Annotated in this window: 20 protein-coding genes and 3 pseudogenes; 14 read left to right on the plus strand and 9 right to left on the minus strand. The window is 48.8% G+C overall.

Annotation, left to right across the window (positions count from 1 at the left end; translation table 11 throughout):
- Positions 1–195 precede the first annotated feature (195 nt).
- From ON05_RS30565 to ON05_RS30590, 6 genes are all read left to right on the plus strand, one after another.
- Positions 196–672: a DUF2808 domain-containing protein gene (locus ON05_RS30565; RefSeq protein ID WP_010476459.1), complete on the plus strand. Its 477-nt coding sequence runs from the start codon at positions 196–198 to the stop codon at positions 670–672.
- Between the two features lie 182 nt (positions 673–854).
- Complete coding sequence (locus ON05_RS30570; protein ID WP_010476458.1) at positions 855–2,657, plus strand: copper resistance system multicopper oxidase; 1,803 nt, start codon at positions 855–857, stop codon at positions 2,655–2,657.
- Positions 2,654–3,040 (plus strand): hypothetical protein, encoded by a 387-nt coding sequence (locus ON05_RS30575; RefSeq protein WP_010476457.1) that lies wholly within the window; start codon positions 2,654–2,656, stop codon positions 3,038–3,040. The genes ON05_RS30570 and ON05_RS30575 overlap by 4 nt, the downstream gene beginning before the upstream one ends.
- A gap of 120 nt (positions 3,041–3,160) precedes the next feature.
- Positions 3,161–3,907, plus strand: a complete 747-nt coding sequence (locus ON05_RS30580; protein ID WP_262562540.1) for a copper resistance protein B — start codon at positions 3,161–3,163, stop codon at positions 3,905–3,907.
- Complete coding sequence (locus ON05_RS30585) at positions 3,814–4,326, plus strand: copper resistance protein B (RefSeq protein WP_262562541.1); 513 nt, start codon at positions 3,814–3,816, stop codon at positions 4,324–4,326. The genes ON05_RS30580 and ON05_RS30585 overlap by 94 nt, the downstream gene beginning before the upstream one ends.
- 447 nt (positions 4,327–4,773) lie before the next feature.
- Positions 4,774–5,058: a PepSY domain-containing protein gene (locus ON05_RS30590; protein WP_010474389.1), complete on the plus strand. Its 285-nt coding sequence runs from the start codon at positions 4,774–4,776 to the stop codon at positions 5,056–5,058.
- An 8-nt stretch (positions 5,059–5,066) separates the two neighbouring features.
- On the opposite strand, the gene ON05_RS30595 is transcribed toward ON05_RS30590, so the two are convergent.
- The 3 genes from ON05_RS30595 to ON05_RS30605 form a co-directional block, all read right to left on the minus strand.
- Positions 5,067–5,702: a TVP38/TMEM64 family protein gene (locus ON05_RS30595; protein ID WP_236618981.1), complete on the minus strand. Its 636-nt coding sequence runs from the start codon at positions 5,700–5,702 to the stop codon at positions 5,067–5,069.
- A 92-nt stretch (positions 5,703–5,794) separates the two neighbouring features.
- A complete protein-coding gene (locus ON05_RS30600; RefSeq protein ID WP_010474391.1) occupies positions 5,795–7,273 on the minus strand; it encodes a multicopper oxidase family protein in 1,479 nt (492 codons plus the stop codon).
- Between the two features lie 132 nt (positions 7,274–7,405).
- Positions 7,406–7,927, minus strand: a complete 522-nt coding sequence (locus tag ON05_RS30605; RefSeq protein WP_010468229.1) for a DUF411 domain-containing protein — start codon at positions 7,925–7,927, stop codon at positions 7,406–7,408.
- A 501-nt stretch (positions 7,928–8,428) separates the two neighbouring features.
- Between ON05_RS30605 and ON05_RS30610 the strand changes: the two genes are divergently transcribed.
- Both ON05_RS30610 and ON05_RS30615 read left to right on the plus strand, forming a co-directional pair.
- Complete coding sequence (locus tag ON05_RS30610) at positions 8,429–8,971, plus strand: S-layer family protein (RefSeq protein WP_010468230.1); 543 nt, start codon at positions 8,429–8,431, stop codon at positions 8,969–8,971.
- A gap of 652 nt (positions 8,972–9,623) precedes the next feature.
- Positions 9,624–10,421, plus strand: a pseudogene (locus tag ON05_RS30615) (IS4 family transposase); the annotation flags it as partial.
- A 117-nt stretch (positions 10,422–10,538) separates the two neighbouring features.
- Here the strand turns inward: ON05_RS30615 and ON05_RS30620 are convergent.
- Positions 10,539–11,081 (minus strand): hypothetical protein, encoded by a 543-nt coding sequence (locus ON05_RS30620; protein ID WP_010482070.1) that lies wholly within the window; start codon positions 11,079–11,081, stop codon positions 10,539–10,541.
- A 156-nt stretch (positions 11,082–11,237) separates the two neighbouring features.
- Here ON05_RS30620 and ON05_RS30625 point away from each other — a divergent pair, with 156 nt between their 5' ends.
- Complete coding sequence (locus tag ON05_RS30625; protein ID WP_010482068.1) at positions 11,238–11,429, plus strand: hypothetical protein; 192 nt, start codon at positions 11,238–11,240, stop codon at positions 11,427–11,429.
- Between the two features lie 165 nt (positions 11,430–11,594).
- On the opposite strand, the gene ON05_RS30630 is transcribed toward ON05_RS30625, so the two are convergent.
- From ON05_RS30630 to ON05_RS30650, 5 genes are all read right to left on the minus strand, one after another.
- Positions 11,595–12,782, minus strand: a complete 1,188-nt coding sequence (locus ON05_RS30630; protein ID WP_396150642.1) for a Y-family DNA polymerase — start codon at positions 12,780–12,782, stop codon at positions 11,595–11,597.
- An 82-nt stretch (positions 12,783–12,864) separates the two neighbouring features.
- Entirely contained in the window at positions 12,865–13,290 is a 426-nt protein-coding gene (locus ON05_RS30635) for a LexA family transcriptional regulator (protein WP_010482065.1), read from the minus strand.
- A gap of 111 nt (positions 13,291–13,401) precedes the next feature.
- Complete coding sequence (locus tag ON05_RS30640; protein WP_010482063.1) at positions 13,402–13,953, minus strand: hypothetical protein; 552 nt, start codon at positions 13,951–13,953, stop codon at positions 13,402–13,404.
- Positions 13,946–14,758, minus strand: coding sequence for a ParA family protein (locus ON05_RS30645; RefSeq protein ID WP_010482061.1), 813 nt, complete (start codon positions 14,756–14,758; stop codon positions 13,946–13,948). Before ON05_RS30645 ends, ON05_RS30640 begins: the two co-directional genes overlap by 8 nt.
- Positions 14,759–14,866: 108 nt before the next feature.
- On the minus strand, positions 14,867–15,115 hold the full coding sequence (locus ON05_RS30650; protein ID WP_139026217.1) for a hypothetical protein: 249 nt from the start codon (positions 15,113–15,115) through the stop codon (positions 14,867–14,869).
- 217 nt (positions 15,116–15,332) lie between these two features.
- On the opposite strand from ON05_RS30650, the pseudogene ON05_RS30655 reads away from it, so the two are divergent.
- From ON05_RS30655 to ON05_RS30675, 5 genes and pseudogenes are all read left to right on the plus strand, one after another.
- A pseudogene (locus tag ON05_RS30655) lies at positions 15,333–15,860 on the plus strand (transposase family protein); the annotation flags it as partial.
- 76 nt (positions 15,861–15,936) lie between these two features.
- A complete protein-coding gene (locus ON05_RS30660) occupies positions 15,937–17,220 on the plus strand; it encodes an IS256 family transposase (protein ID WP_010482672.1) in 1,284 nt (427 codons plus the stop codon).
- A gap of 14 nt (positions 17,221–17,234) precedes the next feature.
- Positions 17,235–18,392, plus strand: a pseudogene (locus tag ON05_RS30665) (ISL3 family transposase); the annotation flags it as partial.
- 380 nt (positions 18,393–18,772) lie between these two features.
- Positions 18,773–25,273: a strawberry notch C-terminal domain-containing protein gene (locus tag ON05_RS30670; protein WP_010473920.1), complete on the plus strand. Its 6,501-nt coding sequence runs from the start codon at positions 18,773–18,775 to the stop codon at positions 25,271–25,273.
- On the plus strand, positions 25,270–25,536 hold the full coding sequence (locus ON05_RS30675; protein ID WP_010473919.1) for a hypothetical protein: 267 nt from the start codon (positions 25,270–25,272) through the stop codon (positions 25,534–25,536). The genes ON05_RS30670 and ON05_RS30675 overlap by 4 nt, the downstream gene beginning before the upstream one ends.
- Positions 25,537–25,589 lie beyond the last annotated feature (53 nt).

Raw genomic sequence — 25,589 nt, forward strand, 5'->3', positions numbered from 1 at the left:
CCGCCAGCTAGAGCCTCATAGGTCTCGATTTCAGACAAGATTTACACATATCTATCAGGATTTGGGAGGCGATTGGCCTCCCAAATGCCTCTTTTTCTCCTCAAGGGAATTCTTCATTTGTTTTTGAGAATTTTCTTGCTACCATGCCATGTTTGACTAGCCTAAATTTATTTCTAAAAGTTAGGAGAATTAATAGTGAAACCTCTTATTTATGCTTCTGCTGTTGGCCTATTTCTCACAATATCTATGACAGCAGCCCGAGCAGCGGGCGTCCTTAAAGATGCCAAGGTTCCCCATCTAACAACCACTGCTGCCATTCCTCAGAATCCTCGCGTTCCCTCCGCTAAATATCGCTTTGGCATCCATGTTTCTGGATATTCTCTATCTCAACTAACCGTAAATATTCCCGAACAGATTCAGATCAGCGAAAATATTACCGTCACGGATCAATCAGGTCAAAGAATTGAGTCAAGCACGACATTTGAGGGGAACAAAGCAATTGTCACCTTCACTCAACCCGTTGTGCCAGACACAAATCTGAAGGTCACCTTAAATGCTGTCCGCACGTCAACGTTTAGCAATCAGGTGTGGCTCTTCCCCATTGCATGGCGAGGTGTAGAGATGACAGCAGATATTCCTTTGGGGATGGCTCGAATCGCAACCTATGACTAACGTAGCTGGCATCTCATTCTGATTTCATTTTTATGCTTCACAGTAGTAGAGAGGATATTTCCTCATAACCTCACACCATAAATTGCTGTAAACATCAGAGAGATGTTGAAAGGCTTTCTGATGTTTACTTCTTCTACAGCTTCAGCCGTTGTTCATTCAGCTATCATTCGTCGCGAAACGTCATGGGTTATATTGCCAAAACCCTTACCCGGCGCAACTTTATTCGGTTTTCAGCCGGAATGGGCCTTGCATTGGGGCTTGATACTCTTGTACCCAAGATGCGGGCTGCAACAGCCCGCGAGGTAGGGGAGGGCCGCACCTATCCCGATATCATCAACCTTCAAGTACAGAAAACTAGGCTGGCGATCGCCGAGAAGGAGACGCCCGCTATCACTTCAAATGGCTCTATCCCTGGTCCTCTAGTGCGGCTACGGGAAGGTCAAACTGCCACCATCCAAGTGACCAATCGGCTCAAGGAAGACACGTCAATTCACTGGCACGGCATTCTGCTGCCGCCTGAGATGGATGGTGTACCGGGAGTAAGTTTTGCTGGCATCAAGCCAGGAGAGACGTTTACCTATCGCTTCCCTGTTCAGCAAAGTGGTACCTACTGGTATCACAGCCACAGCGGTGTACAGGAGCAAATGGGACATTTTGGTCCCCTGATTGTGGACCCTCTGGAGCCAGAACCCTTTGACTATCAGCGAGACTATGTGGTAATGCTCTCTGACTGGACCTTCGAGAATCCTCACAGCGTTCTGGCTAATCTCAAAAAGATGAGCGCTTACTACAACTACAATCGGCGCACAGTGGCAACGCTATTCAAAGACTTGCCCTGGAAACGGATGCGAATGGATCCGACAGACATCGCGGATGTGACGGGGGCCACCTACACCTATCTGATGAACGGCATGGCTCCTGGTTCAAACTGGACGGGACTGTTTCAGCCTGGAGAAAAAGTACGTCTGCGGTTCATTAATGCTTCCGCCATGACCTTTTTTGATGTGCGGATTCCTGGCCTAAAGATGACCGTTGTGCAGGCCGATGGTCAGAATATCCAGCCCGTCCCTGTGGATGAATTTCGCATCGCTGTCGCCGAAACCTACGACGTAATTGTGGAGCCACAGGACGAGCAAGCCTACACCATTTTTGCCGAGACAATGGATCGCAGCGGCTACGCCCGTGGTACTTTGGCTCCTCGTCAAGGGATGACGGCTCCTATCCCTGAGCAGCGCCCCCGTGTCCTGCGCTCAATGGCCGACATGGGCATGGTGCACGATATGTCGGGTATGGACTCACGTGAAACGGGTAACATGCAGCACGATATGCCAGGGAACGGTTCAGGCGGCATGAACCATATGCAGCACGACATGTCAGGCATGAAATCAGGTGATATGGGCAACATGCAGCATGACATGTCGGGTATGAATTCTGGCAATATGACCCCACATGGTCCTGATGGTCACGGCCCCGGTAATGCAGGTGTGCCGATGATGCTTCAAAGTCGCCTCGATGACCCTGGCATTGGCTTGGAGAATACGGGAACCCGTGTCCTGCTTTACAGCGACCTACGCAGTCTTGCCCCCAGAGAGGACCAGCGACAGCCTGAGCGAGAAATTGAACTCCATCTCACAGGCAACATGGAGCGCTACATGTGGTCCTTTGATGGGAAAAAGTATTCACAAGCGAAGGAGCCAATTCCCTTCCGTAACGGAGAACGGCTCCGGCTCACCTTTATCAACGACACCATGATGGAGCACCCCATTCATCTACACGGCATGTGGATGGAGCTGGTCAATGGGGCTGGGACTCATCAGCCCCGAAAGCATACCCTCAATGTCAAACCCGCCGAGAAAGTATCGGTGGATGTCACGGTGGATGCTCCCGGTAGTTGGGCCTTCCACTGCCACTTGCTCTACCACATGGAAGTGGGAATGTTTCGCGTCGTTTCTGTCACTAACCAAATTGCAGAGGTAAATTCATGACCGTTCAAAAAGTAAGCTATGCAACTGCTGGATTGTTGTTGGCTGCAGCCCTAGCCGTGTTTCCCCCTCGGGTACAGGCAGAAGAACAGCAGCTCAACAAGACCCAAACAGGCACTGAAGCACCTGCTACCACGGGTTCAGAATCTCCAGCCCCAGATCAACCAATGGGAAATGGGATGCAGCATAATATGCCCCACGATATGCCGGGTATGAAGTCTGGAGACATGCAGCATGACATGGGTGATATGCAGCACAACATGCCGGGAGTGAGTTCTGGAGACATGAACAACACGCAGCACGATATGGGCAATATGCAGCACGACAAGTCGGGAACGAATTCGACAACATCGGATAACCCCACTGAGCAGAGTCCCGCGAATTAGGTTGGCTATGTACCTGTAACTCGCACAAAACAATGTGCTTTTTGACAGCGAATGATGCAGTCTTGCAGATTCGTGCTGTCTTTATCGTTGGAAAATTTGCAGAGGTAATTGTGAGTGAGGATGCAACATCGTTATTGGGCCACTGCGCTTTCTGGAACGTTGGTCTCGATGACGCTAGGGAGTGGTCTTCTACCAGCACAGGCTGAGGAGACGCAAACGGGGACTAAAACACAGCCAATGCATCAGGAGGTTGAAATCTCAGCAAATCCTGACCTGCCTATAGCCGATCTGTTGGAAGTCCCTAGTGAAGCAGAACTTTCTGCAGAGGAAGGCGATCAACTGGCACCCCTTACATCGAAGCCTAGCGCTACCGCAGACGCCCTAAAACCGACAATTGCAGAAACCTCCAATTCAGGAGCGTTGCTGCCCACTCACGCCCAAGAATTTGAGAGGACAGAGGAAAGCAAAATACAGCCGCCCACACTTTTCCTTGAGACCAGCAGGCAGGCCCCCCAGCCCTCTTTTACAAACGGCCCTCTGGCACAGACTCTGACGCAGAAACCACCTGAAACTCCGCAGTCCTCATCTGAGACTCCACAGACAACTGATAAGGAAGACTGGCCATCGCCCGTTAAAGACAATCAAACCTTCTCCTTTGTCTTAATCGATCAGTTGGAGGTTCGCACCGTTGATGGCCCAACGACGCTGAACTGGGATGCGATTGGCTGGGTGGGGGCGACATCAGACGCTTCTGGTTCAAAACAGAAGGTGATGTGGGCCTCTCGGCGGACACTGGCGGTGAGGCAGAGGTACAGGCTCTATACGGTCAACTGGTTGCACCTTTTTGGGACTTTCAGGCGGGCCTAAGGTATGACCGCTTGTATGGTCCTGGCCCAGACCGAGGGCGGGCCTTTGCAGTGGTCGGCATCCAGGGATTAGCGCCCTACCTACTTGAGGTGGATGCTTCCCTATTCATTAGCGAGGATGGCGATGTTTCAGCCAGACTCACGGGAGAATATGAGATGTTGCTGACCCAGCGCTTGATCTTACAGCCCAAGGCTGAGATCAATCTTGCCGCCCAGAGGGTTGAAAACTTTGGTGTTGGCTCAGGTCTTAATGATATTGAGCTGGGGCTGCGACTCCGCTATGAGATTAGCCGTAAGTTTGCTCCTTACGTTGGCATCAACTGGCAGCGCAAGTTCTTTGAAACCGCTGACTTGGCTAGAGAAGAAGGAGAAAGCGTCGGGGACTTCTCGGCCCTAGCGGGCGTAAGGCTTTTATTCTAGAGTTGAGTACGATTGGAGATTGGATATCATTCTGAGATAGGAACTTTATTCTGCGATCCTAAATTTACGTTAGCTAATTTGAACACTAATACGTCACGAGGGAATATCGATGACTCTTCACCGTTTCACAAAGGCAGAGCCAAATACTGCAGCTTTTCTTTTGGCTCACAGTGGCGAAAGTCACGTTCGCTCAAGTAAAAGCCAGAAAACTGAAACTTCAACATCTCATGGATCGGAGACTGTGCCAAAGTCTCAGCATACTGAGCCTGCCGAGATTGCCAAGCCGTCGCCTATCCCTGTAGAACCTTCTACAGCGTCAGTGGTAAGTGATCAGACAACGCTTGCAAGTTCCATAATGGGCTTTCCCTTCGGTTTGGGTGAACTCTCCTTAGGTTTGATTCTAGTTGGCCCAGTCTGCTTGTCTGCTGTAAGACGGTGGCTGCAGTCATGAGTTCCGCTCGCTTGAACCTCCGCCGCCTACACAAAGCAACTGCCCCATTGATGTGTGTTCCCCTGCTGCTAACGTTACTCACTGGCGTTGGGTTTCAAATGGCGGCTGTCAGCGGCAAGGGAGATCAGTTTCTCTGGCTGCTGGACCTTCATCGAGGAAAGTTTGGTCGATTTAATCTAGAGCTGGTCTACCCATTCCTCAACGCGCTTGGCCTACTGGTACTGATCATTACGGGAACGTTGATGTGGTTGAAGCAGCGTCAACCTCGGGTAAGACGGTAACTCCCAACTCATTCAACTCTGATGATGTTTTGCATCCCAAACCAGTTGTAGCGCCGAATGCCCCAGGGCAGGCCAACCAACAGAATCAGAAAAATAGCAGACAGGGCAATTCCGGCAGGTAGACCTATTGTAAATGCTGACCCCATGTAGGTTAGGAGAAGGGTTGAAGGAATCATGCCCAACAAGGTAGCGCTGGCGTAGATGGGGAGCGAAAGTCCGGTAATACCTGCGCCATAGCTCATTAAGTCAAACGACAAGACCGGAAGTAAACGAGTCAGGAATATCAACCAGCCAAGATATAGCTCTCCTCGCTCCTTTGAGAAGTAGATGAGTTTCCCAGTGAGAGCGTAAACAGTGGAACGCCCTAAGGTACAGCCAATGTAGTAAGCAACCAAGCTACCAATAAATCCACCCATGACGCTGTAGATTCCCGCCACTAGAGACCCCCATATTGCTCCGGCAGCAACTGCAATGGGGGCACCTGGAATCGGACTAATCACCACGGATAGAGCCACGATGCCTATGTAGACGAATGGACCTAGCCAGCCTGCGTTGATGACCGTTTGCCTGAAGGTTTCAGGGCTAGATAGATCGGGCGGAGAATAAATCCACCAGCAGGCTAGCAAGCACCCGATGAGCAGCAAAAATGCAATCGCATTTGGGCGGGTGAATAGAGCCCGCAATCGTCTGATTTGGCTTCTCCTTCTCAATCTACCCACGCCTAATTCCCAGATCCCTAAGCTTGCATCTCAATCGTGCCCATCATTCCTAGTTCCTCATGATCGAGAATATGACAGTGGTAAACAGTTTTGCCTGGATAGTCTTTGAATGGAATCCGAATCCGCACCGTCTCACCAGTTGGGATTAAGACCGTATCCTTCCAAGTTTGATACGGCTCAGGTTTACCATTTCGGGCAATCACCTGAAAGGGATTAGTGTGGAGATGGAAGGGATGATCCATGACCCCAGTATTTGAGATGTCCCAATCTTCTATGGTGTCCAGTGCTACTTCCGTATCAATGCGCTGCGGATCAAAAGACTTGCCATTGATTAAAAACACCATTCCCTGTCCCGGCACCATGCCATGATTGAGGGCAAATTTGCGTTCAGTCGTTGGGCTTGCCAGGTCATCTACGGGAAGCAGTTTTTGGGGTAAAGATTGCGGTTCAACCTGGCCTGAGTAGGACAATGTTGCCAAGGTCTGAGGGGAGTCTTGATCATTTTGGTGCATCATTCCTGGCCCCATATGTTCCCGACCCATCATGCCGGGTCTCCTGCGATTTTGACCCATCATGCCGCCCATCATCCCCATCTGCCCTCGGCTGTAGGGCAGATCCAATAATCGATACTCGCCGGGTTCTTGCTCCCCACGCACAAGGACTTCAGCTCGTTCACCCGGCGATAAAAGGAGTTCCGACATCTCAACAGGAACTGATAAGGGATGACCATCGGTCGCAATCAGATAAAACGGATGCTTTTCCAGCGCTAAACGATAAAATCGGGCATTGGACGCGTTGACCAACCTCAGCCGCGCCAACCCACCTGCGGGAATTGAAAATGAAGGATTGACCTGACCATTGACCGTCACAAGATCCCCCTCCCGACCCGCCATGCGACCCATCATGGGTCGATCTTGTTCAACCACAAAGTCTTTTAAAAACAGAAAAATCTCTTCTGCTGCCTGAATTTCAGGTATCTCATCCAGCGGGCCTCGGACGACGAAAATACCGCCTAACCCTCCTAGAATTTGGTCCGCAACATAGCCATGTAAATGGGGATGGTAGTAGGCTAATCCCCCGGAATGCGTCTGAGGAATTGAGAACTCGTAGGTGACCTGTTCCCCACTGCCAACGCTGAGAAAAACGTTGTCTGCATTGCCTGTGGGTGGAATATGCAGGCCATGGTAATGCAGGTTGGTCGGGTCTGGCAGATTATTCTGAAACCGGATCCGCACGGTATCACCGAGTTTTGCTTCCAGCCGTGGGCCAGGAATCTGACCGTTATAGGCCAGTAAATCCACGGTTTCGTCCCCTAAATTAATCTCCCGAGCGCTGGCTTCGAGGTCAAGTTCCAATACCCCATTGCGGCTGGTGTGCAGCTTTGGACGCTTGACCTGAGGCTCAGGGGCTGTTTGGGTTTGACCACGACCGCATCTTGAAAGCAGTACAGAACCCGCACTACTGGCGCACAAGGCTAGAAATTGCCTACGTTGCATCCCTGTCCCCTCCTAATGTTGGGGCTGTCCTAGCAGCCCCCTTACTCTCAATTAGGGCACAAGATTATGAGATTAGGATGATATCTCTTCGTGCGGCAAGCACTTTGTGCCAAGCCAGGGTGGATAGTAGCCTTAGGAATGATGTTCTGCAAATACGGTAGTCTGCCCTGCCTCATCAAACGTGAATACAGAATAGGGTTCTTTGATATTCCCCGATTCCATCCCCGGTGATCCAATTGGCATGCCAGGGACGGCTATACCTGCGACATCAGGCTTCTCAGCCAGTAATCGTTTAACATCAGCAGCGGGAATATGGCCTTCAATCACGTAACCATTTGCGATCGCAGTATGGCAAGACGCTAAATCATCCGGTACATTATGCTCCCGCTTAACCCCTTCTAGATCCTCAGTGATATTATCTTCAACCTGGAATCCGTGAGCCTTCATATGCTCTATCCAAACCCCGCAACAACCGCAGGTGGGGCTACGGAAGGCCGTAATTTTCAATGCTTCAGGGGGAAGGTTTTCTGCGATTGCAGGGTGATGCATCTGTTTGGGGGCAACCGCAGCATAGATGCCTATACCGACGCCACCCGTCACTAGAATTGCAGCTCCGATACGCAACCAAGGGTGTTGGAAAAGAGTTTTTATCATTGTTCAGTTTGCTGAATATTAGATTGACATCGAGCGTGAATTAGTTGCGATGTCTGTTGGCTCCAGTATAGCCATACCCACCCACTAGAGTGTCAAGGGTCATTGACTAGGACATATTCCTGCTATGGTTTTCAGGAGATTTAGTACCCCAAACACTAGCGATTTCTCTGATCTCATCCTGATTTCATAATGTTTTGCCAAAATTTTCGAGGAGGCATGACTGAGATCTTTAATGTGATTCCGAGTTAATTGTTCACGCATGCTCAGAGTTAGATTCAATGCATCACTTTTGCATCAAATGACCGAAAGTTCCGTGAGTTCTTTCCCAGAAATCGCCTTATCTCAGGAACCGCTACTAGTGGTCAGGGAGGTAATATTTTTCTGAATATCGATAATCTATTACTTCTGCGTCGCAATAGTACAATTTCTGCTTCTGCTGGCATTGCTGGTAACGGCGGGGACGGTGGGAATATCACCATCAATACTGACCTGTTAGTAGCTTTGGAAAATAGTGATATCACAGCCAATGCTTTTACCGGAAAAGGGGGGAATATCCTTATCAGAACTCGCGGTTTGTTTCTATCCCCCGATAGCGAGATTACCGCAAGTTCTGAAAAAGGTATTGATGGTGTAGTCGAAATCATTAACCCTGAAATTGACCCCAGTGCAAGCCTTACGGAATTACCGGAAGCCGTAGATCCCCCTCAAGAAATTGCGCGGGGTTGTAATATTCGTGATGTCTCGAAGACCAGTAGTTTTGTCTTTGTTGGGAGAGGGGGGGTACCTCCCGGACCACATGAACTTCAAACGGCACAAACAGTATGGCAAGATTTGCGTACACCTTATACTCAATCTCCCCCAGCTATAACATCTAAAAGTCCTAATCAAGCCCCAACGTTACCTTCCCACAAGAATACTAGCCTTGTTGAAGCTAAAGGGTGGGTGCGAAATGCTGAGGGTCAAATCATTCTCACTGCAAATTTACCTGAACTGTATTCAACTGATTCTGCACAACCCCTTATTGCTTGTAAAGACACACAATAGATTACAACGCTACTTGATAGGTTTGACAATCAGCTTTAATCTGTTATGAGTGCGAAGCATAGCTATCGAACGGTATGCTGATATAAACGCAAGGCTAAAGGAGGAGAATAGGCGGAAAAACTGTCGTCAAGCCTGTATAGCCAGGAATCAAGTTTGGAACCTGAGGCTAGATAGATACTACTCCAGCAAGGTTGTCCCAGTCTACACTTACTGCCAATCTCGGAGTTGCACCTCCACCCTTCCCAGGATAACCATGAGTCCAGCCCTGCCCTCCCTGATTGTCAATCGCTCATTTCTCACAGAGCTTCTTCAGGCTGAGAAGCCCTGCTGTGCCTTGGGCATGGTAGAAGTTGAGGATCAGCAATGTGGGTTTGTGGCCCTACGACCGGAGCCAATGATTCCAACAGGTGTGACGGATCTGGGTTTCAATTTTGGGCATACCCTTTACGGAACCAGCAAATATGAAGTGATCCACTTTGCCTTTGAATTCTATGGTTTTCAGACCTTCAATGTTCTGATCAATCCCAATAATGCGATCGCGAAAACGGTATTGCAACTCATGATCAAGACTAGGGATTACTTTTTCTTCGCCATTGATGAAGAGACGGGGATTGCCACAGCTTTTCGGAGTCAGATTGGGGATGGACCAGCGGGGGCATTTGAACAGAAAGTTACGGTTTTGACGAAAGATTGTTGGTGTCTCACAAGAGGGCAGCAGCAATCAGCTTTTCCTAAAGCTCGGTTAGTGATTCTGGTGGAAGCGGGGACGCATCTGATCACGGATGCGCTGATGTGTCCCTATCGGATGGGAGAACGAGTTAGGGCGATTAAACTGCTGCGTTCTGTGAGCGAAGGGATGCTGCTGATGTGGGACCGGGGACTGCATTCGTACAAGATGGTTAACGCAACGCTCAAGCAGAAGTGTCACCTACTCGGACGGGTGCCTGCCAATGTGAAATTTGAGCGGGTCGAAGACCTTGCAGACGGGTCTTATCTGAGTTGGATTGCCCCAGACCGTAAATCCAAGAAAAAAGGAGGCACCCGCATTCAAGTGCGAGTCATTGAATACACCATTGAGGACGAGGCCGACCCCCAGGTCTACCGATTGATCACGGACTTGCTGGATATTGCCCTATTCCCAGCTTTATTGTTGGCGAAAGAATACCACCAAAGATGGGAGGTCGAAAACACACTGGATGAATTGAAGACCCACCTCAATGGCCGCAAAACCCCGATTCGTTCCAAGAATCCGCGTGAAGTGATTCAAGAAGTGTATGGATGGTTACTGGCGCATTGGGCGATTCGGTGCCTAATGTTCCAAGCCGCACAACAAGGTGAGATTTCACCGTTGAGTATCGGTTTCACGGGCACCCTCAAAGTTGTACGCAGAGCAGTTCCCACCTTTCAATCCACATCAGCTCAAGACCTCCCTTTTTTCTCAGTTGGCTAGCCCACGAGATTTTAGAACAGACCCTTCCCCCTCGACTGGGAAGAAGCAATCCCAGAGTTGTCAAAAAGCCAAGGTCAAAGTTCCGCTCAAGAAAACCAGCGCACAGAGGCAGTGGAACTAACGTGCAAAGATTAGCTTTTGCCATACCCAACACGGCTTAGCGCTATCCGAACTGTATTGGGGCACTAACTCAGGTGCAACATTCTGTAGGATAGGTTGCACCTTCCCTGGCTCTACGTACTTCTGTACCTCCCAGAATTTGTCCTCATTGGCGGGGATTGCGCCCTCAATTTGAGCAAGTGCCTCTCTGCTGGCACCCAACACCTTGGCATAGGCATCTTGAGTTGATTTTCCAAATCTAGGTTCAGGCTCCCCGGCATGGGGATTGGGGACCAGAGCATCGATTAGTTCTCCATACTCTACAATGATCCGCCCCGATAGACAGCAGACGCCAATAGCCCCTTTGGTCCGTGACTCTTGATAGGCATTTCCGGCTTTAGTCCAAAAATAATTCCAGCGAGTTGTCAATTGATGTCTGCTTCGTGGCCTGTGCGTCGTCGAAAACATCTGCATTTGAGTTGTTCGATCCGGGTTCTGCCTAGCCCAGGCTCTCGCTGCTTTTGCCGGGGTGAGTTTTGTGTCTAGATTAGTAGTCCGCATTGCTTTGCTTTCAAGGACAATCTATATCTATTTCCGAGCGAGTCGGCCAAAGTTCGACACGTTCACGGAAAATTTTGGGAAAGTTCAGGTATCGATTCTGCGATCGCAGTCTTTAATAGCTGTAATACCTAAAGTCATTACCAAAAGGCGATAACTATGGAAAATACAATCACGGTCGAAATTTCCCAAACTCATGTGGCAGCGCTGCTATTAATTGCTCAGCGCCTTACCTTTGAAGACTGCTTAAGACGGACGGATGGAGTAAGAGATATTGAGCAGGCATATGATTTCATCAACGCGATTGGAAGCTTGCGAGACGCGCTGGAAAATGCCCAAAGAGTCCACTAGCTTAGTTTCCATCGAGAATCCAACGATCATCCACCGACTTACCGATCCATAAACTTCTCAACTAGGAGCAAGATCGGGGGAGTGGCCCCAGCCTTTTCCACTGCGGCCATGATGTTGTCTTTTGACTCACCTGCTGCACTCGCTGGGCTGGATACTTCGGATCACTCAACAACTCGCCACCGGCAGTTCCGCCCAACACGTCGTATACCTCGGTGACTGCCACTTCGACTGCATCCGCCAGATCTGCCGAACCCCCGACGCCGCAATCTCCAGCGTCCCTCGCCCGAATCGTTCGTTGACCTTATCCATGATTGACATCAGCCGCTTGCGTTTCTCCCAATCCTCATCCTTCTCCCAGAGGTGCCCTTGTATGGTCGTCTCTGAGGCTAAACCCACCATCAAGACACCCGCCTTCTGAAATTCTCGCCCCGGTTCATAGATACGCTCCATCGCTTTCCGGGCAGCCTCCACAATTGCTGGGGTGTAGTTGGTGGCTATGGAGAACGTGACCGTCACCGATTGACGAAAATACCCCGGCTTAAAGGGGCTTGTCCGCGCGAAGACAACCATTGCCTCTGCCACCTGCCCTTGTTCCCGTAACTTTTCCGCCGCCCTGGAAGCGTAGGCTGCGATCGCTTCCTGCAAATCCGCCAACTTCGTCACAGGTTGGCCGAAGGATCGGGACACGCAGGTTTCCTTTTTCGGTTTAGCAACCAGCTTCAGGGGTAAACAGGAGATACCCCGCAGCTCGTGGATCATCCTCACTCCCACCACCCCCATTTTTTTGCGGATCAGCCCCTCGTTAGCATCCCGGAGTTCCTTCGCTGTCTCAATTCCCTGAGCGTTCAGCCACTTGTTGTATTGGCGGCCAATCCCCCAGATGTCTGCGACTGGAAATGTGGCTAGGATGCTCTCTGCTTCAGGGGAGTCATCTAGATTGAAAACGCTATTATATCTTGATGTTTCCTTTGCCACCTGCAAAGACACCTTGGCTAGAGTCTTCGTAGTTGCCACCCCCAATGAAACGGGTATACCTGTCCACTGGCTTACAGTATCCTTGATGTGATGGGCGTATTCCGTAACGTTTTGATGGCTGAAGGGAGTTAGGTCTAGCCAAGCTTCATCAATGCTGTAGACCTCGATATCTGGCGCAAACATTGCCAGCGAATCCATCACTCTCGATGACATGTCTCCATAAAGGACATAATTGGCGCTGAATGTTACGATCCCATATTTCGCTATCTTGTCCCTAATTTTAAATATTGGCACTCCCATCTGGATGCCCAGTTCCTTCGCTGCCTTGTTTCTCGATACAACACATCCGTCGTTATTACTCAGTGAAAGACAAGGCAATCCCCTAAACTGAGGCTGAAAATTGACTTCAACTGAATTATAGAAAGAGTCACAATCAACTATGCCGTATATCTTTGAGGGACTAGAAGGAATGGATGACATGGGCAACAACCCCCCAAACCTCAAAGTCCCGACCCTCTGAAATTTCTATGGGCGCAGTGCAAGCACTCGCAGCTAGCAAGTAGACCTTATTCCCTCTGTAGGACAAGCGCTTGACCGTAAAACCACCGTCGAGGATAGCAACCACGATTGCCCCATCAGTGGGATTAATTGAGCGGTCAACGATCAACAGATCTCCTGATCGGATGCCTGCCTCAGTCATTGAGTGACCCTCAACCCTCATATAAAAAGTAGCTGTAGGATGGCTGACGAGATATTGTTTGAGGTCTAATGAGTTTTCCTGGAAATCTTCTGCGGGAGAGGGAAAGCTAGCCCAAACAAGGGTTGGAAAGATAGGCAGGCAGACAGAATCTGCCCAAGCGACAGGATAAACTGATCGAACAAGCATTACAACAATATATATGTACTATTAATATTTAGCACAGTTCCAGCTATTTTCTCTAGGCCATTGATTATTCTCTGACTGAAACGTGATTTTTGCTGGCAGCAACAAACTAATTCAAATCTCTTCCAGTCTTTTCCTGACTGTCTTTGCAGCCTTTTCTTGTCCAGCAACTAGCCTCTTTATCCGTTCCTCCTTGGCTTCTATTAAAATTTGGTTAATCAATGATTCTGGTAAGACCTCCCAATTCCTTATAAACGAGTCAACTATGACCTCATAAGGAATTCCCGTTGACATCTTCAAGGTTCTCAGCTTCGCAACAGACTCTTCTGAAAGCCTCATTGCAACTTTCTTGTATTCTATTTCTGACAAACCTGAATCTACTTTATTATTTTCTTGTTTACCAGAATCTTGTTTTCTAGAAGCTAGTCTACTTGAATCTAGAATTGTTTTTTCTTGTGCAATTAAAGGTGACTCTTCGCCTAACGAGAAAGTGCTTTCAGGTTTCTTAGAATCTGTAAAACTTGAATCAGTTTTTGTAGAATCAGGTTTCTTGTTTACCAGAATCTTGTTTTCCTTTACATTATTACTATCTTTGCCTGCGGTAACAAGTGTTTTAGACGGAATGCTTATAGGGCCAGTTGGCAGTTTTTTCTTAGGCTTACTCACTCAGAATCACCTCGATAATCTCTTTATATGGCTTGGCTAATTTTGTCTGGCCTGCTTCATCTAATGACCAGCCCATATTATTGGTCTGCTGAACAAAGGTGCTTTGTCTCAATGGTTGAAAAATATTTGTGCCATTAACTGAGGTGTTAAGAGCCTCCAGTGCAGCTTTAGTCATTCGAGTTTTATTTGACCCAGCCCACTGTTCCCTAGTTGGTAAAATTCCAATAATATCTGGCACATCAAACTCAAGGTCTTCCAATTCTCGGACGAGAACGATTGTATTAATGGCTCCAGATACACCTTTATGTGTACATTCTGTGGGAATCACCAATAATTCTGACGCAAGGATAGCGTTGTAAGTTAGCATCCCCTTTGCAGGTGGGCTATCAATAACTACATAGTCATACTTATCCAAAATTTGTTTAAGGGATCTACGAAGTACTCTTTCCCTGCCAGGATTCATTGCAATCGCGTCTGATGCTCTAGCCAAGCTGTAGTCACTTGGAGCTAAATACAGATTGTCGCCACGATCTTCATTTAGTGGCTTTTGGATTATGTCAGTAATACTGATGCGGTCATCATCATTAAGTATCGTCTCAGCGATGGTTGCTATCTCAGATAAATCTGACCAACCCATCCACTGACTGAGGTTACCTTGTGGATCAAAATCGACGGCTAAGGTTTTCCCATGATCAGACAGCATGGTTGCCAGATTTAGAGCTGTTGTCGTTTTACCGGAGCCACCGCTAAGACAACTAACAGAAATCACTTTAGCTTTTCTAGGTTTCTTGTTAGAGCTTTTCATGTTTCATGAATAAAAGAATCTGGAAAACAAGATTTTAGTAAACAAGAAGAATGTAACGTACTTTCTTGTTTATGTCTATAAGAAGTTATAAATCAGAGCAGCAAAGAGTTACAAGGATTCGAGGTCCAAGGAGATGAAGGGTCTATCGTTGATCAACACCAGATAAGGTGTTCCAAGTTGGGTGTTGGTTATCAGATACTTCAGAACTAGGCACTGCTCGATGCGTTGCGATCGCAGATTCACCACCGCTGGCATGACCACAGGGACTGCGCTCTCCTTCGATTGTTCCGCACCAAACTCAACAAGACGAACTGGTGGGATGTCGGAAGTTTGAGAGAAACGCGATATAAATTGCACCACTGAGTATGAACTTGAAGATCACTATATTAGATCGATGGTTTTAATTCCAGATTTATATATAAAATCTGTATTACATTAAAAATTACATTTCGCGACACGATGTCGCTAGAACGAGTGGATTTGTCGCTCACACCATAACTTGGCTCTTGTCCTCTTTTGGTGATGCGGATAATGAAGTAGAGGATAGAGGGGTAAACCATTACCAGGTATGGCTATGGAACTCCTCCAACACTTCCTTCCGTGCCAAGATACCCTCCACTTGGATAGCTGGGAACTTGACTCCACAAACCATCAGATGACTTTGAATGTGTCCTCAACTCAAGTGTTTGCCTGTTGTCCTGTCTGTAATCAAATCACTCACCGCGTTCACAGTCGCTATGAGCGAACCCTGAGAGACCTTCCCTGTGTGGATTTCTGCCTGACTATTCTGCTTCAAGTTTGCAAGTTCTTTTGCCGCAACGAGGCTTGCAAACGACGCATCTTCACTGAGCGATTACCCCAGGTAGCGGTCCCTTGGGCCAGGCGAACGATTCGCTTTGCAGAACACCTTAGCTCGATTGGCCTTGCCCTTGGGGGTGCGGCAGCAGCCCGTTTGAGCTATCAAATCAATTACGGAAGTAGTCGCAATACAATGTTGCGCTCCATTGCCCAGCTTGAGATTCCCCCAACTCCAACCCCCAAGGTTTTAGGGGTGGATGATGTTGCGCTGCGGAAGGGACATATCTACGGCACAATTTTGGTGTTAGTGTCCTGATTTATTCGCCATGGGCTGAGATAGCTGAAATGCTTTGATAATAGAGAATTCAGAGCACTCCTTTATGAACATTGCCCAACGCGAGCAGCAGATTATCCGCATCCAATCTCAAAGTTCCTATGCTTCTATTAACGAAGCCCTAGAATCAACCCTTCGTCTTGAAGCTAACCGAGTCACCCAGATCGCAGTAGAGTCAGCTCTAGACGAAGAAGTTCAAGCTTATCTATCAGAGATTCAAGGGGATCGACCTCGACGTTCAGGCTACTATCAACGGATCCTTGATACCCAGTACGGCAGGATTACTCAGCTGTCCGTTCCCAAACTACGGAAAGGGAATGCAGGCCGAGAGTGGCAGATTTTAGAGCGTTACCAACGAGCCCTTGGCAGCCTGCTAGAGTTTTGCCTAGGGCTGTATGTCATGGGCTTATCGCTTCGAGATCTGCAAGAAGCTCTCTATGAGATCCTGGGTGCAGTCTTATCCGTGAATGCCATTAACCGGATTACACTTAAAGCCCAGAAGCAGATGCTCCAAAGTCGTCAGACTCGTCTTGAGAAAACCCCTTTTATTTTGATTGTTGATGGGGTTTGGGCGAGTGTTCAATGTGCGTCTGAAGACTTTTGGGAAGACCAAGCTGGGCATATTCGGAAACTACGCCGTGCGGAAGACAGAGTCATCTTAGTGGCCATGGCGATATGGCCAAATGGGACACAAACTGTTCTCCATTATGAAATTGCTGTCCAAGAATCTGAGGCAGCTTGGCTACTGTTCTTTGAGCACCTGCGGCAACGAGGATTGCAAACCCATTTGGTGAAGCTGATTGTGAGTGATGGCACCACTGGGCTACCTAAGGTAATTCGCGCTCTGTTTCCCCTCGCGCAACATCAACGGTGCATTACCCATAAGGTTCGAGCGATGCTCCGGCATTTGGGCTATGAGCAATTGCCACACCTGGATGCTCAAGGACAAGAACTGTCCCACTCTGAAGCCAAGAAGCTGCGGTATTCACAAATTAAACACGATGCCTATGCTATCTATAAAGCGCCAGACTGGGAAGAAGCTATTGTTGCGTTGCTCGTGTTTGCACAGAAATGGACAGACCTTGAACCCGATGCGGTCAGAACCTTTACCAAAGATTTTGCCCTGACCTTGAGTTTCTATGATTTTGATGAATCCATTCATTCGCTGATTCGTACTTCCAATGCGCTAGAACGGTTGTTCCGAGAATTCCGAACCAAAGCTGATGAGATTGGTGCTTTCCCCAATGAGGAGAGCTGTTTAGCGATTTTCTTCCTCGTCTCACGCAGAGATCATGCCAAGCATGATCGTCTCAATAACCATGGCGAATAAATCGGGACACTAACATTTTGGTGGACCTAGAACAGCATCGGATCGTTGAACTCCTGCCTGATCGCGAAGCTCAGACGCTAGTCGATTGGTTGGAGGAACACCCTGGTGTCGAGATCTTTTCGCGTGATCGCTCCAAGACATACAAGTCAGCGATGAGTGAAGGTGCTCCCAATGCTATCCAGGTCGCAGATCGCTTTCACCTGCTGGATAATCTACAAGAGGTGTTAGAGAACGTATTTCACTCTCATTGCCCTGTTCTCAAAAGTGTGGATGAAACGCTGCTGAAGCAACGTTTCCCCGAACCTCTAGCACCGAAGAGCGTTAGTAAAACTAAGAGTGCTCGTGAGGAGCAAAAGGCTCAAAGTCGTGCTCGTCGATTGGAACAGTATGAGCAAATCCACGCCTTGAAAAAACAGGGATTTCTCATTATAGATATTGCTCATCAACTCAACATCAACAGGCATACGGTCTCTAAGTATTTGGCTGCTCCTGTTTTCCCGGAACGTCAGACTCGTACTCAACTAGCAGAGACAGTTATCGATCCCTATAAAGCCTATCTTTACCAAGAATGGATGGCAGGGCGTCACAATGCCCAACAACTGTTTGAAGAGATTCAACAGCAAGGCTTCAAAGGCTGCTATGGAACAGTTGTTTATTACCTTCGGAAACTCCATCCCTTTAGCCCGCGTAACCCATCGAAACCAAAAGCTCGCCCCCCAAGGGAGCCATCCAATCGTGTATCGGAGAAAGGGTCTAAGGATAAGATAACGGAGCCAAAACCTTTGACACCCAGGAATGCGTCATGGTTGGTGATGCGCCACCTTGATCAACTGACCGAAGAAGAGGAAGACACTCTGGTACTACTCAGTGGACAGCCTGAGCTATCCGATGCCATTACGCTGACACAGAGTTTTTTGTTCTTAGTCCGAAAGCGGTTACCCCAGCACTTAGACAACTGGTTGGAACTTGCAAAGAACAGCTCATTCAAGCCATTTCAGACTTTTGCGAAAGGGTTAAGTGATGACTATGAGGCAGTCAAAGCAGGGTTGACATTAGAAGTTAGCAATGGGCCAGTGGAGGGATTTAACAACAAACTGAAAATGATTAAGCGCCAAATGTACGGGAGGGCAGGCCTCGACCTTTTGAATAAACGCCTGGTGCTTGCAAGCTGAAATAATTACTAGTTATGGTTTTGAGTCCATTTACTACAGCATCACCAAAAGAGGACAAGACCCAGGTTATGGTGTTTACGACACTGGAACTTTCTCCAGGATTGACTTTGAGAAGTTGGGTGTTCGCTGGTGGTTCTGGTCGGGCTGGTCTTTGCGACAAATCAATGAGTCAAAAATTCAGTGATTCCAGTAAAACGTGATTTAGTCCCATCGTTTGTATCACTGATTCATCGAAATACTTCAGACTCAAGCAGTATTTACGTACTGTCTCTCACCAACTCCACCCATTCTTAAACATTCCTACAATCGCTTGCCCTCAACCGCCATTCTTGTTTAAATCAGCACATCGCATCAAAAACTAGACGATTTAACTAAATCTGATGTCGCAGCAAGACGACCTTGCCGAATTATTCGCGGCTGAGTTTCTGGCGGGCAAATCCTACAGCACTATCGTAGAAGCCCGGAACCAGGCATCTCAGTTGCTCAATCAACCCGTGCGCCCTGGCAGTCCCCTAGCAAAGCTGGTGGATGAGTCCGTTGAAGCTGGGTTAGTTCGTGCTGCGAGGGAAATCATCGGACAATCTGAAGATCCTCTTAAGACCTACACCGACCTTGTTGACCTCACCAATCGCCAGCCCAGGCTCGGGGTCCGATCCTCCACCAGCGTCAAACAGCAAGCCTATTCCACTCCTCTCCCTATTGCATATTTGGCGGCCAACCTCGCAGGAATTACGGCTGAGTCCACCGTTTACGAACCGAGTGCTGGACATGGGGCATTGGTCCTGAATGCCACCCCGGAAAACTGCACGATCAACGAGCTAAACCCAGACCGGGCCAAGGATCTAAGACGCCAAGGATTCACGGTTACTGAGCAGGATGCTTCGGCCTATCTCCCAGACCAGCTCCATGATGTGGTGATTGCCAACCCTCCCTTTGGCCGAGTCAAGGGGGACAACGGCAGGGCCAAGCGGTTCCAACTCCCCGGCAATCCAAGGGGAACGAGCCAGATCGATCATGCGATCGCACTGCAAGCCCTCCGAGCGATGAAACCTGATGGCCGTGCCGTCCTGATTCTTGGTGGCAAACCCGAAACCGATCCAAGGGAACGAGCCGAAGCCTACAACACCTTGGAGTCTCGGGGGTTCTTCTATCCCTTATATCAACAGTACGGAGTGACCCAGCATTTCACGATTTCTGGAGACTTGTATAAGAAGCAAGGGGCAGGTTGGCCGCTGGATATGATCGTAATTGAAGGGAAGGTATATTCTCAACGACCCCTACCCGGAGTAGAGCCACCGAAAATCTATGAATCCTTTGATGAATTGCGAGGACTACTGAATGCAAATCCCCAGCTATACAACTTATCAGACCTACAACAAGGTTTGGATACCCAAGGAAGAGGGGAATCAACGCCTATTCATCGTCAGAGTCCCCTCCGAGATGCAGCAGATGGAACATCAGGAGTATCTCGACCTGATGAATTGCCGCATGGAGTGGATGATCCAAGACTGGCTGAAACATTACCAGGAGTCGAGGGAGGAAGTACAGGCTCTCCTGTCCAAAACCCTTCGACACATGCACCCCACCCAGGAAATCCCGAGTCTCTACGACGACGAGGGAGAGATGAAACAGATGTGGATTTGGGCCACGGACTGGGGAGACAGTCTGCTGGAGTGCAACGAGAAATGGATGCAGTGGCTGAGACTGATCAATCCAGAGGTGACATTCCCCATAGATCTAACCCTGAAGAGTCCACTACCCCAAGCCCAACTGATGGACAAGCACGACAGCATCAACCTAGAGGAGTTCCTGATCGACCTGAGATCGGACTTCGACTAAATTCCCTTGAACTAAACCATCATTCTGAGGACAACCTGATGGCTGAGCAGTTTAATACCGCTTATATCCCTCGCAGCAAAGGGAGATCGCCTGGAACCTTAATCCCAACCAATATGGCTGTTTCGGCTCAACGTGCTTTGGATAAGTTAGAAGCCAAACATGGCAATGTGGACGAGTTTGTGATGAATCGACTGGGGTATGACTCCAGAGGCCATCTCTATGAACGCCTATACGCCGAGCAGATCGATTCGTTAGCCTTGTCGTTTGACCAAAAGGATCAAGGCAAAATCTTCCTCAACGGCGATCAAACTGGGAATGGCAAGGGACGGTTCGGAGCAGCCAGCATTATTGATGCCAAGAGGCGAGGCCACATCCCTATATTTGTCACCAAAGATCCTCAACTCTACAAATCAATGTTGGAAGACTTAGCTGATATTGGTTTTACTGATATCAACCCCTTTATTACCAACAATGAAGAGAAAATCACCCTCAACAATGGCCGCATCCTAAATACGGGAAATGCAGCTAGCCAAGCCTCAGAGATGAACCGGATTACTGATCAACAGGATCTAGGGGGGTACGATGTGATTTTCACGACCTATGCCCAACTGCAAACGGTAAATAAGAAAAGCACTTTGAGACGGGAGTTCCTATCCAATATTGCCCCGTCATCGTCATTGATTTTCGATGAGGCTCATGAAGCAGGGGGTAGCGTCGGGGATGCAGGCTGGGTCAACAGAAATGCCCCAGCCAATCGAGCTGATTTTGTCAGGCAATTAGTAGATCGCTCTGCTGAGACAGTTTTTATGAGCGCCACAGCCACAAAAGACCCGGCTGTAATGGATTTGTACGCTCGACGTACTGACGCTAAGCATACTGTCTCCAGCATGGAGAATTTAGAAAATACCCTGAAAGCTGGCGGCATTCCACTACAACAAATGATGGCGACTCAGTTCGTTGCCTCTGGCAATATGCTCAGACGGGAACGGAGCTTTGAGAATATTTCATTTGATGCCAAGCAAGTTCCTGTCGATCATGGGATTGCTGATGGGATTTCTGGCATCATGAGAGCCATTGATAGGTTTGACAAAGCCAAGGTAGAAGCCATCAAAGAACTTAGCAAAGAAGTTCGCAAGGAAGCCAAAAAAGTCAGTGAAGACAATTCTATTGGCAAATCTGGAGCAAAATCAAAAAGCTTTTCTTCGCTCATGCACAACTCGATTGAGCAAGGACTCCTCTCTCAAAAAGCTGAGGCTACAGTCCAAGAAGCGATCTCTGCCTTGGAACGGGGAGAGAAACCCCTAATTGCCGTCGCCAATACAATGGATTCGTTTATTGGCAACTTTGCGAAGGATCGGGGGATTGAAGCAGGTGATCCGATCAACATTTCCTTTGGTGATGTGCTAGAGCGATATCTGAATCGCTCTCGGGATGTGACTATTACGGACTATTCAGGCACATCTATGCGACGACCCATGACGGAGGGTGAGCTAGGAGGATTAGCACTGGCTGCGTTTGAAGAGGCCAAAGAACTCATTGCCGAAACAGATTTATCGAATATCCCACTCAGCAGTATCGACTACATCAAGCATCGACTGGCCCAAGAAGGGTATAGTGCTGACGAAATTACAGGCAGACAAAGCATCATCAACTATGGAGCCGATGGCAATCTCACCTATGGGCTAAGACCTATGAGCGAGATCAAGACTCAAGGCAAAATTAATGTGGTCAATCGCTTTAACGGCGGGCAGCTTGATGTCGTGATTCTAAATCGTTCTGGAGCGACGGGTATCAACCTTCATGCGTCAGAGAAGTTTGCAGATCAGCGACCCAGGCATATGATCATGGCCCAAGCTGAGCGCGATATCAACCAAGTATTCCAAATGTTGGGCCGTGCGAATCGCTTTGGGCAAGTCGTGGAACCTAAATTTACGCTGGTGATGGCAGATGTCCCCGCAGAAAAACGACTCGGGGCTTTACTCGCCAAAAAGATGGCTTCGTTAAATGCCAACACCACAGCAGCGAGAGATTCGGATCTCAGCGTTGGCAATGTTACCGATTTCATGAATGCAGCGGGGGAAGAAGTTGTAGCTGAATTATTGGACGAACACCCCGAAATCGATGCCATGCTGTCTTACCCCAGTCATGGGTCTGTGGGAGGATCTGATTTTCCACTCATTAGCCGCACAACAGGCCGCATCCCTCTACTCCCCATCCAGCAACAAGCAGAACTGTACGACCTGATCGAGACGGAAACCACAGCTTTGATCAAGCAAAAAGAGGCAATGGGCGAGAATGTCTTAGAGGCTGACAAGCTGGACCTGGATGCCCGCACAATCGCCAAGATGGAAGTTGTACCGGAAGATGCTGCCATCAAGAGTGAGTTCACCGGACCTGTGATGCTGGAGGTGGTCAATGCCAAGGTGACGACTAAGCCTCCCACGCAGTTAGAAATTGTCAACACAGTCCGTGAGAACTTGGGCCAGCCTAGGGTTAAGACGGTTGATGACCATGATTTTAATGCTGTTGAAGACCAGGCCAAGGTGCAGAACCGGAGCTTGATAGATCAGGTTGAGAGCCGACTCGAAACCTATGCCCGGAAAGCGATAGCAGATGCGAAAACACCGGAGGCGGCAGGCCACTTGGAGACCAAATTCGATAAACAGATGGGGCATTTCCAAGCCCTCACGAATCGTTTTCGGATTGGCAGCACCGTTCAACTAGATTCCGCAGAGGGTAAGGTTTCCTATGGGGTGGTTGCGAACCTTGCACAAAAGGCTAAGCCGTTAGGTAGTCCCGCTGCACCGACGAACTGGAAGATGCAGATCGTCACTACTGAAGGCAAAAATATCTCAGTACCTTTTTCCAAGATCAACTCAGGTAAGCCATCTGCTGTCACGATCAGGCCAAAAGGAACCACTTGGAAAGGGGAGAGCATTTATGAGGACTTTGATACCAGGCAGCAAAATCAGCGCACTGAGATGCAGATCTTCACGGGCAACCTGATCAAGGCGTATGGGGAGCATCCCAAGGGCAAGTTCATTAACTTCACCACCAATCAAGGCCAGGTGCGCCAGGGGCTGATCATGCCCGATGACTTCGATATCACAAAGCAGCTCCGAGAGCGCCCAGTGATCTTTGAGGAGCCATACCAAGTAAAAGCATTCCTAACAGAAGTGACGAAGAATCTGGGGGTGGTTCATGACAACCCGGAGAAGAACTTAGCCATCAAGGCTGATGCAGCCGCCAAACTGCAAGGGACTCCCATCGAGCATTTTGTGATCACAGTGCCCAGCTCCACCCGTGTTGGCGGCACGTTCTTCTTGAATGAAGATTTGCTAGATGCTGCCCAAAGTGAATTCTTCTCTGTGGCCCACCGAATGGAGATGCATGTGGCTCCAGAAAACTTAGAGGCAGCACTCAAGGTAATCATGAAGGACGAAGGCATCCAAATCGCAGCCTTCGATTTCAAAGATATGGCACGGGATTACTTAGGACAGATGCTGCCGACGATGGAGCAGATCGAAGAGAACCAGTTTGAGCAACGGGCTGACTTTGTACCCTACGTGGAGCCGACCAAAGACACCGCAGCTCAGCTAGATTTGTTGCTCCAGTCTGAGGCTGTTGAGCCGAGTGAAACCCCGCAAATTGAGCAGCCTCAGTCTGCACCGGACCAGGCCGCAGCACAGCCTACCGAGGAGAACACCAAGCAAATTGCCCCACCCGCAAACCAGATAGGCAAGGCTGAAAAGTCTGTGGCCCAGTTCTTACATGAGGGGGGATTATCCCAGGAAATTCTGAAGGGTGATGATTTCCACTTCAAGATCAAGAATGGCCCTTATGAGCCTTTGGTGGTGGAGCGGATTACGGATCAACTTTATCTGACCCACTACTATGAGCAAAATGGAGACTTATGCCTGGATTCTGAAATGGTGTTTGGGATTGATGAGCAGGGCAAACTCAACCTAGAAGAAGTGGCTGTTCAGAACCCGCTTACCGGAGGAGAGATACGAGAACTGGATCGGGAGTTTGGAGCGACATTCGCCCAGAACATTGTCAATCAAGGATTTGCAGAAGCAGCCCTTGAGCAGTTACCAGAGCTATTACAGGAGCGACAGGCAGAACAGAATCAGGCTGAATCTGTGATTGCCGAAGAGCCAGCAGCGGTACAATCTGAAGCACCCACCCAAGCTGAGCCGACACCAACCAAGGCGACTGAGGAGATTGCAACAGAAGTTGAGCCACCATCAGCAACGGAATCACCACCAGAGCAGACGGCCCCACCAATTCAAGGAACTGAACCCACGGCTACAGAAAAACCGGAAGTCACCCCACCGGAGACGCCTAGCCAGCCCAAAGCAGAAGTGGAACAGCCTCAGCAAGGTGCAATGGCTCAACAGGACCAAGGACCGCAGCCGAAGCCAAAACCCCAGGCTAAACCGGAGGACTGGCCTAAGTATGCCTCAGCCCTTGGTCGAGGCCATGTGATTCAGGCAAGGATCAAGAAAGTGGTAGCAGCACACCAGCAAGGAACCGCTCTTGATATGAGGTCTAGTATCTCGATGGGCAAGGACTTTAGGGAGTTTACCCAGGAATTGAATTCGATCCGGGATTGGTATCGAGCGGCCAAGGAACTCAATCGCGGAGATGCCTACCTTGAACGAATTATGAAAGTAGGCAATAGCTACAAGCAGGGTAAGCCAATCTCTTACAGAGCGCGTACTATACGAAGCCAAGATATCAATCAAGCAAACTACAATCAGTTTTCCGCAAAGCTAAACAGGGACAACCCAAAAGCATTTCTGGTGAGACTTGCGGCAAATGCAGCTAAGGCTGGGCTAACTAACCGACGCATCATGGGAGCTTTATCAATGGACCCAGATATCCAGTCCATGCATTATCAAAAAGGAGAGCAAGCCAGTCTGAAGTACTCACGGTCAATTATGTTGGATGGACTAAAGCTAAAGAAGAGAGAACAACCCAAAGTTATTGCTCCACAACAATCACAGGAAATTAATCGTAATCAGGGACTTGGAAGATGAATGACGAATTTGAATTAACACCAGAAATTATTGAAGGGGGCAACATTATTCGGCTGGGTCAATCCCTCATTCAGCTCAAGAATGCGATGGAGTCGGCTGAGAATCGAACCAGAGAATCCATCACTAATGCTGAGGCCCTAGATCGAACTGAAATTGTAACTGAGATGCAATCACTGCTTATCAATATCAAAGCCATGCGAGAGAAATTGAAGAATCCTCACATACAAGAATGGATGGCGGCTGAGGAGGAAGTTCCTTTTTAAGAAAATTTTGAATCATTCGTTTTTATCAGTGGAGTCTAGGCATGGTCAACAAT

It is taken from the genome of Acaryochloris sp. CCMEE 5410 (assembly GCF_000238775.2).
GTDB lineage: Bacteria > Cyanobacteriota > Cyanobacteriia > Thermosynechococcales > Thermosynechococcaceae > Acaryochloris.